Genomic DNA, 17,332 nt, shown 5'->3' with positions numbered 1-17,332 from the left:
GAGAAGGTGCCGGCAGGCGGATGAGGGGCGGCGCAGACCGATCATAGGACAAGCTCGCTCTTGCGGATGTGGTCGGTGACGCGCAGCGCTTGTGCGGCGATCGACAGCGCCGGATTGACTGCGGCCGAGTTCGGCAGGAAGCCAGCGTCGACGACAAACAGGTTCTTGTGGTCGAACGAGCGGCAGAACGGGTCGAGCGGCGAGGTTGCCGGATCGTCGCCCATCTTGACCGTGCCGCACTGGTGCGACGGCGTGCGCTTGTCGAAAGGCCGCGACAGGACGATCGGATAGCCGCAGGCGCGGAAGTTCTCGCGCATCACCTTGGTCAGCCCGTCGAGCGACTGCATGTTGGAGCGCCGCCACTGCATGACGATGTCCTTGCCGTCGACCATGATGCGGCTTTCGGGGTCCGGCAGGTCCTCGCACATCAGGTACCAGTCGACGGCGTGGCCGGCCATGAAGTCCAGCGCGAATTTGGGTGCAAGCTTGACGTTGGCCCTCAGGATATGACCGTCGATCTTGCCGAGAAGCTGGACGTTGCCGAGCGGCTTGCCGCCCTTGCCGTCGGATAGATAGTAGTCGTTGAGCATCAGCGTCTTCTGGTAGACGGAGGTGTTCCTGCGGCGCGGATCGATCGCCAGCATGGCGCTCGAATTGTGGTTCATGAAGTTGCGGCCGACCTGGTCGGAGCGGTTGGAAAGGCCGTTTCCGTTCGGGGACGGCGAACGCAGCAGGATGGCGGCGGAATTGACCGCTCCGGCCGAGAGGATGACCAGTTTCGGCGTCACTTTCTTCAGTATGCCGTCCTGGCGATAGTGAACGGCTGCGATCGTCGTGGCATCCGGTGAGGCTTCGAGGTATTCGACATGAGCACCGGTCTCGAGCCTGATGTTCCGGTCGGCAAGTGCCGCTGTCAGCGGCCCCGATTGGGCGTCGACCTTGCCGGTCCCGGTGTTGGGAAACGCGTCCCAGCCTGTCTTGCCGTCCTTTAGCCAGGCATCGATGTCGACGCCGAGCGGCAGCGATGCCGGATGCAGGCCGAGGCCCATGAGTTCGGCGCGGGCGCGGGCGATCGGCGGCTCGTCCGGCACCGGCCCGAAGGGGTAGGGGATCGAGTGGAACGGTTCGGTCGGGTCTTCGCCGAGTGCGCCGCGCACGCGAAAAAGCTGCTCGGCCCTGGAATACCAGGGCTCGAATTCCTCATAGGAGAACGGCCAGGCCGGCGAGACGCCGCCATAGTGTTCCATGACGGAAAAGTCTTCCCTGCGGTAGCGGATCAGCACCGCGCCATAGAATTTCGAATTGCCGCCGACATAGTAATAATTGCCGGGATTGAACGCAGCACCCCCGGCCTCGCGCCACATCTCCTTCGGCCGGTAGTGGCCGTCGACGAAGATGGCGCGCGTGTCGCGCGTGTGCGGCGTCGCCGGCAGCGGTTCGCCGCGCTCCAGCATCAGGATCGAGGCGCCACTGCCGGCAAGGCCGGAAGCGATCGTGGCGCCGCCGATGCCGGAGCCGATAATGACGATGTCCGGGTTTGTCATGGCTGTCAGAGGATGCGGTTCTCGGTCGCCGGATCGAAGAACACCGCCTTGGTCAGGTTGAAGGCGAGCGGCGTGACCGTGCCCGGCTGGATGTTGGCGTCGGCGCGCAGACGCGCCACCACCGCCTTGCCGCCGAGATTGGTGACGGCGAAGGTGTCGGAGCCGGCCGGTTCCACAACCTCGATGTGGCAGTCGGCGGTGGCGATGTTCGATGCGTTGTGTTCGGCTCCTTCAGGATCGGTCAGGGCCTCGGGACGGACGCCAAAAATGATCGGCTTGTCGTGGAATGCCGACAGACCAGTCGGCGCATCGGCCAGCGGCAGCGAGATCGGCTCGCGCGCCTCGCGCTGCAGCACCACGGAAAGCGCATTGCCATTGCCGCCGATCGTCGCCGGGATCAGGTTCATCGCCGGCGAGCCCATGAAGTCGGCGACGAACAGGTTGGTCGGGTTGTTGTAGATTTCGGCAGGCGTGCCGAATTGCTGCACCTCGCCGTCGCGCATCACCGCGATCTTGGTGGCCAGCGTCATCGCTTCGATCTGGTCGTGGGTGACGTAGACGATCGTGGTGCCGGTGGTTGCGTGCAGCCGCTTGATCTCGATGCGCATGTCGACGCGCAGCTTGGCGTCGAGATTGGAGAGCGGCTCGTCGAAGAGAAAGAGCTTGGGGTCGCGCACCAGCGCCCGGCCCATGGCGACGCGCTGACGCTGGCCGCCGGAAAGCTGGCTCGGCTTGCGCTGCAGGAGATGGCCGATCTGCAGCACCTTCGCCACCTTGTCGATCGCCTTCTGGCGCTCGTGGGCCGGCACGCCGCGCATCTCCATGCCGAAGGCAATGTTTCCCGCGACGGTCATGTTCGGATAGAGCGCATAGCTCTGGAACACCATGGCGATGTCGCGCTTCGAGGGGTGGAGATCGTTGATCGTGCGTCCGTCGACACGGATTTCGCCTTCGGTGATGCTTTCCAGGCCGGCGATGGTGTTGAGCAAGGTCGACTTGCCGCAGCCGGACGGGCCGACCAGCACGAGGAAGCCGCCCTTTTCGAGATCAACGTCGATGCCCTTCAGGATCTCGACCGATCCGAACCGCTTCCTCAGCCCATCAATTTCGAGAAAAGCCATTCGATTATCCTTTGACGGCGCCGGCCATCAGGCCGCGCACGAAATAGCGGCCAGCGACCACATAGACGAGAAGGGTCGGCAGTGCGGCGATCATCGCCGCCGCCATGTTGACGTTGTATTCGACGACACCGGTCGAGGTGTTGACGACGTTGTTCAGCGCCACGGTCATCGGCATCGCGTCGCCGGTGCCGGCATAGGCCGAGGCGAACAGGAAGTCGTTCCAGATGTTGGTGAACTGGTAGATGACGGTGACGACGAAGATCGGCATCGAATTCGGCAGCATGATGCGCCGGAAAATCTGGAAGAAGCTGGCTCCGTCGACCTGTGCCGCCTTGACCAGTTCGGTCGGGAACGCCTCGTAATAATTGCGGAAGAACAAGGTGGTGAAGCCGAGCCCGTAGACGACGTGAACAAAGACCAGATTGACCGTCGGATTGCCCAAGCCGAATGAAAATCCCGTAGCGTTTCGCAGCGTCACGCCGAAACGGCCGAGGCTGCCGAGGATCGTCGCCATCGGCAACAGCACCGACTGGAACGGAATGAAGCAGGCAAACAGCATCAGTCCGAAGACCAGCGTGTGGCCGCGGAAGCGCCATTTGGTCAGGACATAGCCGTTGAGCGCGCCGAGCAGCGTCGAGATCAGCACCGCCGGAACCACCATCTTGATGGAATTCCAGAAATAGCCCTTGATGCCGGCGCAGGTCAGGCCGACGCAGGTCTCGCCCCACGCCTTCAGCCACGGCTCGAAGGTCGGTGCCTGCGGCAGCGCCAGCATGTTGCCGTTCTGGATCTCGTCCATGGTCTTGAACGAGGTCACCAGCATGACGAACAGCGGCATCAGGTAGAACAGCGCGAACAGCGCCAGCAGGCCGTAGATGACGATGCGGTTGATGGTCCTGGCGCTGATGCCGCCAGTGCTCTGGCGAGTGGGCGTGGCAATGACGCTCATCGCGGCCGCTCCCTGAGCTCGGAATAGAGATAGGGCACGATGATCGCGGTGATGGTCATCAGCATGATCACGGCGCTGGCCGAGCCGACGGCCATTTCGTTGCGCTTGAAAGTGTACTCGTACATGAAGTTCGACGGCAGCCAGGCCGAGCCGCCCGGCCCGCCGCTGGTCAGTGCTACGACCAGGTCGTAGGACTTGATGGCGAGGTGAGCGAGCACGATGAAGGCCGACAGGAAGATGGGCCGCAACAGCGGGATAACGATCCGGCGATAGAGCTGGAACGTGGTGGCGCCGTCGATCTGCGCCGCCTTCATGATCTCGCCGTCGATGCCGCGCAGACCGGCGAGGAACATCGCCATGATGAAGCCCGAGGCCTGCCAGACGCCGGCGATCACCACGGTGTAGATGACGAAATCCTTGTTCTTGATCCAGTCGAAATGGAAGCTCGTCCAGCCCCATTGATGCAGCGTCTGCTCCAGGCCGAGGCCGGGATCGAGGAACCATTTCCAGGCGACGCCGGTGACGATGAAGGATAGCGCCATCGGGTAGAGATAGATCGGCCGCAACATGCCTTCGCCACGGATCTTCTGGTCGAGCAGGATGGCCAGGAAGAGGCCGAGCGCCAGGCAGATGAAGATGTAGAGAAAGCCGAAAATGCCCATATTGGTGATCGACGTGTACCAGCTCGACGGCGGGTCGCTCTCGAAGGTCCAGCGCCATAGCCGCTGATAGGCACGCGGCCCAGTCAGCGCATAGGACGGGAAGGTCTTGGAGTTGGTGAAGGACAGATAGACCGTCCACAGGATGAAGCCGTAGACGAAGACGATGGTGATCGCAAAGCTTGGCGCCAGTACGATCTTCGGCAGCGCGTCCTGCAGGCGCGAACGCACCGACGCGCCCGGGCGCGCATTATGCTCCGGCGTCAGCTTGATCTGGGTCGCGACCGTTGTCATGGGCTCCTCCCTCGCGGGTCCCTTCACCGCCAGGCGGGGAAGGATAGCCCCGTCGAGACGGGGCGTGTTGGTTGATCGCCGGCGCCATTCCGACCAGAAGTCGACCATCCTGGCTTGGTGGAACCTTCCCCACCGGAGCGGGGAAGGTCCTTTCATGCCGGTTCTTATTTGGCGTCTTCGATTGCGTTGACCAATTGGGTCACGGCCTCGTCCGAGGTCTTGATCTGGCCGTGGACGAATTTCGAGACGACGTCCTTGTAGGCATTGGCAACGGCCGGCGGCGCGCCATAGCCTTGCGCCAGCGAACCGAACAGCTTGCCGCCTTCGTTGGCGGCCTTCAGGTCGGCGATGCCCTTCTTGCCGCAAGCGTCGAAGTCGGTGTCGGGCACGTCGGTGCGGGCCGGGACCGAGCCCTTGACGACGTTGAAAGCCGACTGGAAGCTCTTCGACAAAGTGGCGGTGGCCAAGGCGACCTGGGCGGCCTTGCGGTCCTCCGGAACGTCGAACATGCCGAACATGTCGGAGTTGTAGACCACGCTGCCGTCGGTGCCCGGGAAGCGGTAGCACAGGAAGTCGGTGCCCGGGGTCTTCTTGGCGGCGTTGAATTCGCCCTTGGCCCAGTCGCCCATCACCTGCACAAGCGCATCGCCCTTGATGACCATGGCGGTGGCAAGATTCCAGTCGCGGCCGGAGAAGTTCGGGTCGACATAGGTGACGAGCTTGGCGAGGTTGTCGAACGACTTCTTCATCGTGTCGGATTTCAGCTGCTCTTCGTCGAGGTCGTTGAAGGCCTTTTTGTAGAACTCAGGTCCGCCGGTCGACAGCACGACCGAATCGAACATGGTGGCTTCCTGCCAGTTCTGGCCGCCGAGTGCGAGCGGGATGACGCCCGCCGCCTTGGCCTTGTCGAGCAGCGCGATGAAGTCGTCGAAGGTCTTGGGCTCGGTGCCGCCGATCTTGTCCATCACCGCCTTGTTGATCCACAGCCAGTTGACCGAGTGAACGTTGACCGGAGCCGCGACCCACTTGCCGTCATAGACCGAGAATTTCTGCAGGGCGGCCGGCACGGACTTGTCCCAGCCTTCCTTTACCGCCGCCTCGGTCAGGTCGCCCATCACGCCGGCTGCGGCATAATCGAGCACGGTATAGCCGAGCATCTGCGAGGCGGTCGGGTAGTTGCCGGCCGCGACCATCGCCTTCAGCGCGGTCATGGCGGCGTCGCCGCCGCCGCCGGCCACGGGCACGTCCTTCCAGGCAAAACCTTGCTTGGCCAGATCCTCCTTGAGCACGTTCAAGGCAGCCGCTTCGCCGCCAGACGTCCACCAATGCAGCATCTCGACTTCCTTGACGTCCTGGGCATGGGCCGCGAACGCAAGACCCGAGCCGAGAGCCGTTCCGATAAGCAGTTTGCGCAACATGTACTTCCTCCCTTGTTGCAGCTACACGACCGGCGGCTGTCCGCCGGGTTCTTCACAGCTCAGCCGACCCACCATCCGGTGCGCTGGCCGCGATGAAACTGGATTGTCTTTTCCTCGGTATAATCCTCGACGGCGCGCTTGCCGAGTTCGCGTCCGAGACCGGATTGCTTGTAGCCTCCGAAAGGCAGCTCGGGATAACCTTCCATGAACGTGTTCACCCAAACGGTTCCCGAACGAACATTCCGCGCCACCGACATGCAGGTGTCGATGTTGGCGCTCCACACGCCCGCCGACAGACCATAGGGCGTGTTGTTGGCGATGCGCAACGCCTCTTCAATCGATCCAAACGTCAGCACCGACAGCACCGGGCCGAACACTTCCTCACGTGCAATGGCCATGTCTTCGGTGACGCCGCGAAGGATGGTCGGATCGAGATACTGACCGGCACTGGAGGCGATCTGCTTGCCGCCGCTATAGACGCTGCTGCCGTCGTTTGCCGCCGCCGCCACGTAGCCGGTCACCTTGGCCAGGTGCTCGGAAGAGATCATCGCGCCGACTTTGGTGCTGTCGTCGAGCGGATCGCCGACGGTGACCCTGGCGGTGAGCGCCTTCACTGCGCCGAGGAAGTCGTCGGCGATCGCCTCATGGACGATCAGCCGGCTGCCGGCGTTGCAGCATTCGCCGGCGTTGAAGAAGCCGCCGAACACCGCTGCGTCGGCGGCGGCTTCGAGGTCGGCATCTGGAAAGACGATCTGGCCGTTCTTGCCGCCGAGTTCCATCGAGACCTTCTTCAGCGCGTTTGCAGCCGATGCCATGGTCACCTTGCCGACCCGGGTGGAGCCGGTGAACGACACCATCTCGACCAGCGGATGGCTGACCATCGGCGCGCCAACATCGGCGCCCAGTCCAGCGAGGATGTTGACAACGCCATCCGGCAAGCCGGCCTGCATCAGGATGTCGCCGAGCACGAAGGTCGAGGCCGAGGTCATCTCGCTCGGCTTGACCACCGCCGTGCAGCCGGCGGCGAGCGCGAACGGCAGTTTCTGACTGACGATGAGGAACGGAAAATTCCACGGCGTGATGATCGAGACGACGCCGATCGGTTCACGCAGCACGACGCCCAGCATGGCATCGCCGAGGTTGGCGTAGGTTTCGCCATGCAGCGTGCGGGCAAGCGCCGCGGCATAGCGCCAGATGTCGACGGCACCGCCGATCTCGCCGCGCGCCTGGGCGATCGGCTTGCCGGATTCCAGCGCGTCGAGCCGGGCAATCTCCTCGAGCCGCGCCTCGATCAGGTCCGCCGCCTTGAGCAGGACCGCGGCGCGCTCGCCGGCCTTCATGCGCGGCCAGGGGCCGGTCTCGAAGGCCTTGTGCGCGGCCTGTACCGCCGCCTCGACTTCCCCTTCGCCGGCTTGCGTATAGCGCGAAACGGTGAAGCCGTGGCCGGGGCTGTTGCGCTCCAGCGTCCGGCCGTCGCGGGCATCGACGAACTTGCCGTCGATCAGCAGCCGGTAGGTCTTCGGTGCTGCGGATGCCTCGGCGGGCATGGCGATGGTGAGGGGCAAGTTCATGTGCGTTCTGGGTTCCGCTGCATTCTAGGATCTTGAAAACGCTGGTTTCTGCTTGGTCTTGAAAGCGCCGACACCGGCCTTGAGATCGCCGGTCAGCGCGATGAAGCCGCTGGCCAGCGCCTCGGTTGCGGCGGCACTGTCCTCGCCTTCCGCGATCGCGATCATCAGCTTGGCGGCTTCGGTTGCCAGCGGGCCGCGCTCGGCGATCTTGCCGGCCCAGGCCCTGGCCTCGGTGAATGCGTTGCCCGTTTCGACCACCCGGTCGACGATGCCCAGAGCGAGTGCTTCGGCAGCCACGAACAGTTCTCCGCCAAGCGCCATGCGCCGCACCGTCTGCGCGCCGAAGCGGCGCACCGTGCGCTGCGTGCCGGACCAGCCGGGCACCACGCCGATCGAGGTTTCTGGAAAACCCAATTTCACGTGCGCCTCGGCGACGCGGAAGTCGCAGGCGACCGCCAGTTCCAGCCCGCCGCCCAGCGCATGGCCGGACAGAACGGCGATCGTCGGCTGCCGTAGCCGCGCCAGCCGGTCGAAGACGCGGTGGCCATAGCGAACCCATTGCACCTGGAAATCGGCGGCGCTCATTTGCGACCAGGCTTCGACATCGCCGCCGGCGCAAAAGCCCTTGCCTTCGCCGCACAGCAGCACGACGCGGACGCCGTCCGCGGCCTCGGCCGTATCGAGCGCGGCTTCCAGCGCGCGCAGCATCGCGATGTCGAGCGCGTTGAATTTCTCCGGCCGGCGCAGCGTGACGATGCCGAGGTCGCCGTAGGTTTCAAAGGTGACGAGACGCTCAGCCATGCGCGCCTCCAAGCGAGGCGCCGCCATTGAGTGACAGTCCGATCGGCCGGTCACGGTAGAGCGCGTCCGGCGTGACCATCAGGTCGTTGGCGACGGCGAGCGGGATCTCTGCCTGCGCCAGCACGTCGCGCTCGAGGTCGATGCCCGGTGCCAACTCCGTCACCATCAGCCCTGCAGGCGTCAGCTTCATGACGCAGCGCTCGGTGACATAGGTGATGTCCTGTCCTTGCGCGACTGCGCGCTTGCCGGAGAAGGAGATGTGCTCGACCTCGCCGACCAGCTTCTTGACCTTGCCTTCCCCGTCGATACGGATGCCGCCATCGGCGAGCGACAGTTTGGCGCCGGCATTGAAGAAACCGGAAAAGACGATCTTCTTGGCCCGCGCGGTGATGTCGACAAAACCGCCGGCGCCGGCGGTGACATGCGGTCTGGCCGAAAGCTTCGACACATTGACCGAGCCATGGCGGTCGATCTGCAGGAAGGACAGCAGCGAGGCGTCGAAACCGCCGCCCTGGAAATAGATGAACTGGTGTGGCGAAGGCATGAACGCGTCGGCGTTCGACGAGCAGCCGAACTTGAAGTCGAGCAGCGGCACGCCGCCGACCGCGCCCTGTTCGATCACCCAGGTGACCTTGCCGTGCTGGCCTTCCTCGATAAGGATGCGCGGCACGTTGGCCGAGATGCCGAAACCGATATTGACGGCCATGCCGTCGGCAAGCTCCATGGCGACGCGGCGCGCGATGACCTTCTGGACGCTCATCTCGGCGTTGCGGAAAGTCGACAGCGGCCGGAAGATCTCACCGGAGATGGCCGGGTCGTAGGGTGTCAGCGTCGTCTGCAGCTGGTCGGGCGCCGCCACGATATGGTCGACCAGCACACCGGGCACGCGCACGTCATGCGGCTTCAGCGTGCCGTTCTCGACGACGCGCTTGACCTGCGCGATGACGATGCCGCCATTGTTGCGGGCGGCGAGCGCCTGCTCCAGCCCGCCGAGATAAGCGCCCTCGTGCTCGTAGGTGAGGTTGCCGCGCTCGTCGGCGGTGGTGGCGCGGATGATCGAGACATCAGGCACGATCGAGCGGAAATACAGCCATTCCTCGCCGTCGAACTGCTGCACCGAAACGATCGGCTCGCTGGCCGCCGCATTCATGGCGCAGCCCTGATGACGCGGGTCGGCGAAGGTGTCGAGGCCGACCTTGGTCAGCACGCCGGGGCGCTTGGCAGCGGCCTCGCGATGCATGTCGAACAGGATGCCTGAGGGCACGTTGTAGGCGGCGACCGAATTGTCGCCGATCATCTTCCAGATCTGCGGCGGCTCCGAAGAGGACGGGCCGGACGGATAGGAGCCGCACAGCGTGCTCTTCAACAGGCCGGGCTTGGCCAGATGGTCGATACCCCTGATGCCGTACATGTCGCCGGCGGCGATCGGGTGCAGCGTTGTGATGTTCTTCGGATGGCCTTGCGCGTCGAAGCGCTCGCCGATCGCGGCAAGCACCGCATCCGGGCAGCCGAGGCCGCTCGACGACGACACCGAAACGACCATGCCGTCGCCGATCAGGCTGGCGGCCTGCGCTGCGGAGACGAGTTTGCTCACGCTGCGCCCCCGAGATTCGGATCGATCGCGACCGATTTTCCGGACTTCGCGGATTGCAACGCCGCTTCGGCTGATGTCAGCGACCAGACGCCGTCCTCGCCGGTGGCCGACGGGTGGCCTTCGCCACCGATCGCCGCGTGGAACTGGCGCAGGGAACGGACATAGAGATCTTCGCGGTCGAAGCTCAATTCCTCCTCGCCCTTTGCCGTGCGCAGCAGCACAGAGCCGATCGGCTTCTGCGTCATCACATCTTTCGCGATCAGGGAGCCTTCGCTGCCATGCACCTCGAAGCCGGTGCCGGCGAATTTGATGGTGAAACCCTCATGCGACTGGGCGATGATGCCCGATGTGAAGCGCCAGATGCACATGGCGCCATCTTCCAAGCCGCCGGTGGCCATGCCTGCGGCCTGTGTGAACGCCGAAACCTCGAGCGGATCGTCGCCGAGCACGAAGCGCAGCGTGTCGGCATCGTGCACGGTGATGTCGAGCACCACGCCGCCACCGGCTTCCGGCCTGATTATGCGCCAGCCCTGCAGATTTTCAGGCAGATAGACCGAGTGGAAGACGCGCGCGGCAATCGGCTTGCCGATGCGGCCGGCGGCAATGGCTTCGCGCATCGCCCGGTGCGAGCCGGCATTGCGCAGATGATGGTTGGTGCCGAGCACGNGACGTGTGCTCTTCCGATCTGTTTTCCCGCTCTGATGGCGGCCAGTGCCTGTTCGAGATGCAATTCATTGGTGGTCGAGATGTAGACGGCGTCGATGTCGGAGCCGAGCAATGCATCAAGCGTCGAGACGGCGAGCGCAATGCCGTTCTCCTTGGCATAGGCAGCAGCGCGCTCCGGGCTGGAACTCATCACCGCCGTGATCTCGCTGTTCGGTTGCCCGCGGATGGCGTTGATCACGAATTGCCTGGCGATCGTGCTTGCGCCGATCAGTCCCCATCTGACGGTCATGCCGCGTCTCCCATTCCGGCACGGCGATCAGGACCGCAACTGTCCCTGACGACGAGGTTGACGGCGCCGATATGATCCTCGGCGCGCGTGGTGCGCGACTGGATCATCTTCAGCATGACATGGGCGGCGCGCTCGCCGAGGCCCGCCGAATCCACCGCGACACTGGTCAGCGCCGGCATGTAGTGCTGGGCTTCGATCACGTCGTCGAAGCCGACAACGGCGAAATCCGCGCCGGGCTCGAGGCCGCGCTTGCGCAGCGCCAGCATGACGCCGAAGGCAACCGCATCGTTGAAGCACAGCGCCGCGGTCGGCGGCTCGGCCATGGCGAGGGCCGTCTCCAGGCAGGCAATGCCGCCCTTGCGGCTGGTTTCGCCTTCGACGACCAGTGTATCGCGCTTGGCGATGCCGAGCCCCTCGCAGGCCTCGCGAAAACCGCCCAGCCGCTCGTGATAGACTACCAGATCCGATGAGCCGCCGAAGAACGCCAGCCGGCGATGCCCTTTGCCGATCAGATGGGCGGTGGCGAGCCAGGCGCCGCGATGATTGTCGGGCGCGATCACCGGGATGCGGCTTTCAGGAAGGCGGCGCATGGTGAAGACGATCGGAAGGCCCGCCATCTCGATGCGGCGGAACGCACCGGGAGTCGTGCCGCGCGCCGGCGACACGATCAGCCCGGCGACACCTTGCTCCATCAGCGATTTCAGCACCTCTTCTTGGCGCACCGGATTCTCCGCCGTGTTGGCGATGAACGGCACGATGCCCGCCGACTGGAACACACGCTCCATGCCGACGGCCATTTCGGCGAAAAACGGGTTGGTAAGGTCGTTGATGACCATGCCGATGACGTTGGAATGGGCCTTGCGCAGATTGGCGGCGCCGCGGTTGTAGACATAGCCGACATCCTCAATCGCCTTGCGAACCTTCAGCGCAGTCTCAGGTCGGATCAGGCCGCTGCCCTGCAGCACCAGCGACACCGTCGACTTGGACACGCCCGCCTCACGGGCAATGTCGAGTATCGTCGCCTTGGGCCTGCTGGCCATTCAGATACGTCCTCCAGTGTTTTCCGGCCGAATTTATTGGAACGTTCTAATTCTGAGCTGGATATGAGTCAATCAGGATTTTTCCAGAATTCGAAAATCTGGCGATCGGCGCTTGATGCCGCTCTTAAACGGCTTTCTTCGCTGCGATGCAGCATTCTGGGGTATGGATCGAGAATCCACAACGGTCCTTGATTTGTTGGAACGTTCCATTTAATAGCGCGACGAAGGGAGAGATCGATGGACATTGCCTTGCCCGGGGAGGGCGGTCACAGCACTCGCTACCGCCTTGTCGGCCAGCCGGCACAGCCGGTGATCGGCGCGCGGTTTTCGCGCATCGCCTATGCCGCCGCCCATGTCGTTGCCGATCCCCTCACGATGACCGATCCGTGGGCTCATCCTGCGGTCGACTGGGAGCGCACGATGGCGTTCCGCCATCATCTGTGGCGGCTCGGCTTCCGCATCGCCGAGGCGATGGATACCGCGCAGCGCGGCATGGGTTTCGACTGGACAAACGCCAGGGAATTGATCCGCCGCTCGATCGCCGAGGCGCGCACCATCGAGGGCGCCGATCTCGCCTCAGGCGCCGGGACAGACCATCTGGCGCCAGGCGCCGCCAGGACGCTCGACGATGTCATCGCGGCCTATGAGGAGCAGTTCGGTTTCATCGAAGGCCTCGGCGGCAAGGCGATCATGATGGCCAGCCGCGCGCTGGCGGCTGTCGCAAAGGGTCCCGAAGACTATGCCAGCGTCTATGACCGCATCCTGTCCCAGGCATCCGGCAAGGTCATCCTGCACTGGCTGGGCGACATGTTCGATCCGGCGCTGAAGAATTATTGGGGCAGCCATGATTTCGACACCGCGCTCGACACGGTCGTCGCCATCATCGAACGCCACCCAGGCAAGGTCGAGGGGATCAAGATATCGCTGCTCGATGCCGGCAAAGAAGTTGCCCTGCGCAACCGGCTGCCGGAAGGCGTGGTCATGTTCACCGGCGACGACTTCAACTATCCCGAGCTGATCGCCGGCGACGGCGAAAGACACTCGCATGCGCTGCTCGGGATTTTCGACGCCATCGCGCCGGTCGCCAATGCCGCGCTGGCGAAACTGGCCGCTGGCGACCGCTCAGGCTATGACGCGCTGATGGCGCCGACGGTACCTCTGTCGCGGAAAATTTTCGAGGCGCCGACCGAATACTACAAGGCCGGTATCGTCTTGCTGGCGTGGCTGAACGGCCACCAGGACCATTTTTCGATGGTCGGCGGCATGCAGTCGGCACGCGGCATTTGCCACTATGCCGATGTGTTCCGCCTCGCCGACCAGGCCGGATCGCTGGCCGACCCGGAGCTTGCCGTCGCCAGAATGAAGAGCCTGTGCGCCGTGGCGGGTGTCTGACCGCCATACCACAAGAAGAGCTCGCCCGAATCTCCGATTTGGCTTGTCTCGGCAAATCTGTATGCGCTATGCGTCCGACGCAGGACCATCCGGCACGCCGACGCCAGATGGTCAAAGCGGCCGTTCTGCATAGGGATACGCCAATGGATTTCGACCTAAGGGGCAAGCGCGTTTTCGTGGCCGGGCATCGCGGCATGGTCGGCTCGGCCATATTGCGCAGGCTGGCGGACGAGGACTGCGAGGTCCTGACCGCATCCCGCGATGAACTCGACCTGATGGACCAGGCCGGCGTGCGGCGCTGGATGGCAGACCACAGGCCGGATGCGGTGGTGATGGCGGCGGCCAAGGTCGGCGGTATCCTGGCAAACAACAGGTTGCCGGTCGATTTTCTGCAGGACAATCTCATCATGCAGACCAATGTCATCGAGAGCGCCTTCCGCAACGAAGTGCAGAAATTGCTGTTTCTCGGTTCGTCCTGCATCTATCCGAAGTTTGCGGCGCAGCCGATCGCCGAGGATGCCTTGCTGACCGGTCCGCTCGAACCGACCAACGAATGGTATGCGATCGCCAAGATCGCTGGGCTGAAACTGTGCCAGGCCTATCGGCGCCAATACGGTGTCGAGTACATCTCGGCGATGCCGACCAACCTCTATGGCCCCGGCGACAATTTCGACCTCTCCACCAGCCATGTCGTACCAGCCCTGATGCGCAAGGCGCACAAGGCCAAGCGCGCCGGCGACAAAACCCTGGAGGTCTGGGGATCGGGCACGCCGATGCGCGAGTTCCTGCATGTCGACGACGCCGCCGACGCTCTGGTTTGGCTGCTGAAAAACTATGCCGGCGACAGCCACGTCAATGTCGGCTCGGGCGAAGACATCACCATTGCCGAACTGGCCCGCACCATGCTCTCCGTCGTCGGCGCCGAGGCGGTGCTCACATTCGATGCGACGAAGCCGGACGGCACGCCGCGCAAGCTGATGGACGTGTCGCGCCTGTTTGCCACGGGTTGGCGCCCGCGGTACTCGCTTCAGAGTGGCTTGGAGCAGACCTATGCCTGGTTTCTCCAGCATATCGAGACGGGCGATCTCCGCCTCGGCGCAGCTTGATCGTCGACTCTGATTGCCGCCACCAGACATGACGCTTGGGCGGCCGCTTCATGGCCATGGCAATGCAAAATCTTGGATACCTGTGTATTTACCTGGACGAGCGATGCCCCCAGGGACAAGCGTCCAATGATGCTCTCGTCAAAGCCGTGGCGGGTAGCTAGCCGGGCCAGTCGATTTTGTCCCGGCACGTATCGGTAGCTACATTCCCAAAGATCGCATTTGGCTTGCTCTGTCGCTCCGTCAGCCTCGCAGGCTGGTACATGCGAAGCGCGGCAGGTCGGAACCTGAGCGGCAGGTCGGAACCTGATTTGTCAAACCCCTCTCACGCCATTACATCGAACGTGGGTGTGAGCGGGGTAGATCAATGGAAACTGCCAAGACGTTCGGGAAATGGCTCTCAGTTAATTGGGAGCGGGTGCTATTCGTCATCGTCGGGCTAATCCTGCTCGGGACGAGCATATATTTGGTCTATGCAGATAAAGTCACGGAAGCGGCAGTTGTCTTCGGCCTTGGCTTCCTCAGCTTCATCTATGCCAACGTTGCGCGGTTCAAGCGGTTCAAAGGCCTAGGCTTTGAAGCTGAACTTTGGGAAGACAAGCAAAAAGAGGCCGCCGACCTCATTGAACGTTTGCGCGAGGTGGTTTCGATCTACACGCGAGAAGTGATCCTTGGGAAAGTCACAGCGGGAAGATGGGGCACCCAGACCGATTGGGGAAGCCATTGGAAGCTCTATGATGATCTTGTCACCCAGCACAACGTCCTTGGCCAGAAGATAGATTTTTCCAGCGTTAAGAAGGTGATGGACGACTACTTCCTCTTCGATATGTCCATGCCCGAGATCACGAAGGTTCGGGAAGCCATTCGGGACGGAAAGGCCAAGGCCAAACAGAAGATTGACGAGGAGTTCGGTAGCCCAATCCGAGACGCTGATGGTTACGGCAGAAAGTTGGCGCAGTATCGCAATGTGCCAGAGCCGCTAGGCGACCCCTTTCAGTCTTCAACCTGCAATGACTTGGCAGGCAACACGTTGAAGATTTGGGTGGAAGCGCAGCAACGTTTGAAGCGAGATTTCGACGTGGACGCGCAGGTTGATCCGAAGGTTATTAAACGCCTCGAAGCGCTTTCAAAGCTCTATCAGTCCCGCCCAGTAAAGGTGACTGAGGAACTGATTGCGTGGGGTACGGGATCAACACCGTAGAGCACGGTGGGCATCGCACAGACCGGGCAACTGACCCATTTAACGTTGAGCTGGTGAGCCCGAGCTGGAGCTGGCTGCACGATGCTGGCGGATTTTGAAGCTGACAGCAAATCTCCATTCGATGCCATGGCTTAAAGTCCGGGAATCTGGGAAATCATGTCGCCCGATTGTTTTGCGTAGTATTGTGAAGCCCCTCAATTTTTACCGTTGCCTTTAACTGAGGGTCATCACTCACCCGGTAGGCTAAGCCACCGAAAATAGCGCGTGCAGCGGGTGGGGTAATCAATTGGGCATGTTACGGAACATCCATCGGACGCGGGTTTATATTCCTAGTCAAGGCCCCGCGAGCTGGCAGGCGTTCCTTGCGGAACCCGAGAGGCAATGGCGAACCGGCTACTCAGCAAAGACCCTTGCGCACTGCTGGGAAAACGCTGAGGGCTTGCCAAATGAGATCGCCCGAATGTTCGACCCGCCTGCCGAGCTTCTGCTGGCCCTGCCCGAGCACAAGGTGCCCCTCGAAGGAGGAAATCGGGAGAGCCAGAACGATGTGTTCGCTCTTATCCGGTTCGGCGATCAGACCTGCGCGGCGACCATTGAAGGCAAGGTGAACGAGCCTTTCGGCCCGACGGTGGGTGAATGGCTTGTCGGCCCGTCGCAGGGAAAACAAGATCGCATGGGCCAACTGTGCGGCTTACTCGGCTTCGACGAAGCTCCGCCGTCCCACATCCGCTATCAGTTGATGCACCGGATGGCTTCCGCGCTGATCGAGGCGCGGCGGTTCAAGACCGATGAAGCCGCGATGATCGTCCACTCGTTCTCACCAACCCGCATGTGGTTCGAGGATTTCGCGAGCTTCGCAAGCCTTCTTGGCGTTGAAGCTAAGCCTGATCTGTCGAACACGGTGATCCTGAGGTCCGGACAGCGGCTCCGCTTAGGCTGGGCCACCGGCAACGGGGATTTTCTCGCATGCTGAGTGTTCCACTGACTGCCACCTCCACCAACGCCGCGATCACTGCACCAAAAGGATATACGACCAAGCAGATGGGTGATGCCTGCGAAATGATTGTAGCCGCCGAGCTGACGCTTGCAGGCATCCCAGCCCTGAAAGTGCCGGACAACTGGCCCGGTTACGACGTTATCGCACAGCCACCGAACACGGAGCCGCAGCGCATATCGGTCAAATCGCGCACTCACAAAACTGGTGCGGTCTATGTGGGCTACAATGATTATGACGTTTTCGACTGGCTTGCTGTTGTCCTTCTGTTGGCAGGTGAGATCACCGGCCGAGCGGTTTATTTGATACCGAGAGCGGTCACCGACGAGTTGGCGAGGCGGGACCAGCCGACCAGCAAAACCGCAGCGGAGCGGTATTTCCGCGTCGATCAGGTTGATGATCTGTTCCAACGCTTCCGGTCTAACTTCACACTAGACCCGTTAGGAGTTCTTGCTACAGCAGAAGCTGAAGGCAGCTAACGACCCATCAATTCCATTTTCATTGTCGGCTTACTCCAGTCTTTCAACAGGAATGTTATGCCGGTTCACCCTCGCCTTGCCGTCCTCATCACCCAGACAACGCCTCGATCAAATCGCCCTGATGAAGATAGCCTGCTTGCTCGGCTGCATACTTCGTCCCGGACTGAAGGAGGACCTTTCAGAACGTCGTCACTCCCTAACGGAGGCCAAGGTCTTG

General features: G+C 62.6%; 15 protein-coding genes and 1 pseudogene. 5 read left to right on the top strand and 11 right to left on the bottom strand.

Annotated elements, in window-relative coordinates; genetic code table 11:
• Window positions 1–41: 41 nt before the first annotated feature.
• From X738_RS52255 to X738_RS84625, 11 genes and pseudogenes are all read right to left on the bottom strand, one after another.
• Complete coding sequence (locus X738_RS52255; protein WP_023798097.1) at window positions 42–1,544, bottom strand: GMC oxidoreductase; 1,503 nt, start codon at window positions 1,542–1,544, stop codon at window positions 42–44.
• Window positions 1,545–1,549: 5 nt separating this feature from the next.
• Complete coding sequence (locus X738_RS52250; protein ID WP_023798096.1) at window positions 1,550–2,665, bottom strand: ABC transporter ATP-binding protein; 1,116 nt, start codon at window positions 2,663–2,665, stop codon at window positions 1,550–1,552.
• Between the two features lie 4 nt (window positions 2,666–2,669).
• Window positions 2,670–3,614 (bottom strand): carbohydrate ABC transporter permease, encoded by a 945-nt coding sequence (locus tag X738_RS52245; protein WP_023798095.1) that lies wholly within the window; start codon window positions 3,612–3,614, stop codon window positions 2,670–2,672.
• Entirely contained in the window at window positions 3,611–4,567 is a 957-nt protein-coding gene (locus X738_RS52240) for a carbohydrate ABC transporter permease (RefSeq protein ID WP_023798094.1), read from the bottom strand. The genes X738_RS52245 and X738_RS52240 overlap by 4 nt, the downstream gene beginning before the upstream one ends.
• Before the next feature lie 164 nt (window positions 4,568–4,731).
• On the bottom strand, window positions 4,732–5,985 hold the full coding sequence (locus X738_RS52235; RefSeq protein WP_031254544.1) for an ABC transporter substrate-binding protein: 1,254 nt from the start codon (window positions 5,983–5,985) through the stop codon (window positions 4,732–4,734).
• A gap of 59 nt (window positions 5,986–6,044) precedes the next feature.
• Window positions 6,045–7,556: an aldehyde dehydrogenase family protein gene (locus X738_RS52230; RefSeq protein ID WP_023798092.1), complete on the bottom strand. Its 1,512-nt coding sequence runs from the start codon at window positions 7,554–7,556 to the stop codon at window positions 6,045–6,047.
• A gap of 24 nt (window positions 7,557–7,580) precedes the next feature.
• Entirely contained in the window at window positions 7,581–8,357 is a 777-nt protein-coding gene (locus X738_RS52225) for an enoyl-CoA hydratase/isomerase family protein (RefSeq protein ID WP_023798091.1), read from the bottom strand.
• Window positions 8,350–9,951 carry an acyl CoA:acetate/3-ketoacid CoA transferase gene (locus tag X738_RS52220; RefSeq protein WP_023798090.1) on the bottom strand — a complete coding sequence of 534 codons (1,602 nt, stop codon included), beginning with the start codon at window positions 9,949–9,951 and terminating at the stop codon, window positions 8,350–8,352. Before X738_RS52220 ends, X738_RS52225 begins: the two co-directional genes overlap by 8 nt.
• Window positions 9,948–10,906: pseudogene (locus tag X738_RS52215) on the bottom strand (Gfo/Idh/MocA family protein). Before X738_RS52215 ends, X738_RS52220 begins: the two are co-directional and overlap by 4 nt.
• The gene (locus X738_RS52210) at window positions 10,903–11,946 is read right to left on the bottom strand and encodes a LacI family DNA-binding transcriptional regulator (protein ID WP_023798089.1); all 1,044 of its coding nucleotides are present in this window, start codon (window positions 11,944–11,946) and stop codon (window positions 10,903–10,905) included. Before X738_RS52210 ends, X738_RS52215 begins: the two are co-directional and overlap by 4 nt.
• Before the next feature lie 68 nt (window positions 11,947–12,014).
• Entirely contained in the window at window positions 12,015–12,191 is a 177-nt protein-coding gene (locus X738_RS84625; RefSeq protein ID WP_156942565.1) for a hypothetical protein, read from the bottom strand.
• Between X738_RS84625 and X738_RS52205 the strand changes: the two genes are divergently transcribed.
• From X738_RS52205 to X738_RS52185, 5 genes are all read left to right on the top strand, one after another.
• Window positions 12,184–13,338: a dihydrodipicolinate synthase family protein gene (locus X738_RS52205; RefSeq protein ID WP_023798088.1), complete on the top strand. Its 1,155-nt coding sequence runs from the start codon at window positions 12,184–12,186 to the stop codon at window positions 13,336–13,338. The two genes, X738_RS84625 and X738_RS52205, sit on opposite strands and share 8 nt — an antisense overlap.
• Window positions 13,339–13,481: 143 nt before the next feature.
• Entirely contained in the window at window positions 13,482–14,444 is a 963-nt protein-coding gene (gene fcl, locus X738_RS52200; protein WP_023798087.1) for a GDP-L-fucose synthase, read from the top strand.
• A 364-nt stretch (window positions 14,445–14,808) separates the two neighbouring features.
• Complete coding sequence (locus X738_RS52195; protein WP_023798086.1) at window positions 14,809–15,642, top strand: hypothetical protein; 834 nt, start codon at window positions 14,809–14,811, stop codon at window positions 15,640–15,642.
• Window positions 15,643–15,934: 292 nt separating this feature from the next.
• A complete protein-coding gene (locus X738_RS52190; RefSeq protein WP_023798085.1) occupies window positions 15,935–16,615 on the top strand; it encodes a DUF6946 family protein in 681 nt (226 codons plus the stop codon).
• The gene (locus X738_RS52185; protein ID WP_023798084.1) at window positions 16,609–17,115 is read left to right on the top strand and encodes a hypothetical protein; all 507 of its coding nucleotides are present in this window, start codon (window positions 16,609–16,611) and stop codon (window positions 17,113–17,115) included. The genes X738_RS52190 and X738_RS52185 overlap by 7 nt, the downstream gene beginning before the upstream one ends.
• Window positions 17,116–17,332 lie beyond the last annotated feature (217 nt).

Source organism: Mesorhizobium sp. L48C026A00, assembly GCF_000502375.1.
In the GTDB taxonomy this organism is placed as follows: domain Bacteria; phylum Pseudomonadota; class Alphaproteobacteria; order Rhizobiales; family Rhizobiaceae; genus Mesorhizobium; species Mesorhizobium muleiense.
Note: the sequence above shows the minus strand (reverse complement) of the source record. Positions and strands in the feature narration are given on the sequence as shown.

Bases quoted from the DNA above. Each gene is read 5' to 3' on its own strand.
- X738_RS52190 (WP_023798085.1), top strand. From the start codon at position 15,935: ATGTTACGGAACATCCATCGGACGCGGGTTTATATTCCTAGTCAAGGC.
- X738_RS52195 (WP_023798086.1), top strand. From the start codon at position 14,809: ATGGAAACTGCCAAGACGTTCGGGAAATGGCTCTCAGTTAATTGGGAG.
- X738_RS52185 (WP_023798084.1), top strand. From the start codon at position 16,609: ATGCTGAGTGTTCCACTGACTGCCACCTCCACCAACGCCGCGATCACT.
- X738_RS52230 (WP_023798092.1), bottom strand. From the start codon at position 7,556: ATGAACTTGCCCCTCACCATCGCCATGCCCGCCGAGGCATCCGCAGCA.
- X738_RS52250 (WP_023798096.1), bottom strand. From the start codon at position 2,665: ATGGCTTTTCTCGAAATTGATGGGCTGAGGAAGCGGTTCGGATCGGTC.
- X738_RS52225 (WP_023798091.1), bottom strand. From the start codon at position 8,357: ATGGCTGAGCGTCTCGTCACCTTTGAAACCTACGGCGACCTCGGCATC.
- X738_RS52255 (WP_023798097.1), bottom strand. From the start codon at position 1,544: ATGACAAACCCGGACATCGTCATTATCGGCTCCGGCATCGGCGGCGCC.
- X738_RS52240 (WP_023798094.1), bottom strand. From the start codon at position 4,567: ATGACAACGGTCGCGACCCAGATCAAGCTGACGCCGGAGCATAATGCG.
- X738_RS52210 (WP_023798089.1), bottom strand. From the start codon at position 11,946: ATGGCCAGCAGGCCCAAGGCGACGATACTCGACATTGCCCGTGAGGCG.
- fcl (WP_023798087.1), top strand. From the start codon at position 13,482: ATGGATTTCGACCTAAGGGGCAAGCGCGTTTTCGTGGCCGGGCATCGC.
- X738_RS52205 (WP_023798088.1), top strand. From the start codon at position 12,184: ATGGACATTGCCTTGCCCGGGGAGGGCGGTCACAGCACTCGCTACCGC.
- X738_RS52235 (WP_031254544.1), bottom strand. From the start codon at position 5,985: ATGTTGCGCAAACTGCTTATCGGAACGGCTCTCGGCTCGGGTCTTGCG.
- X738_RS52245 (WP_023798095.1), bottom strand. From the start codon at position 3,614: ATGAGCGTCATTGCCACGCCCACTCGCCAGAGCACTGGCGGCATCAGC.
- X738_RS84625 (WP_156942565.1), bottom strand. From the start codon at position 12,191: ATGTCCATCGATCTCTCCCTTCGTCGCGCTATTAAATGGAACGTTCCA.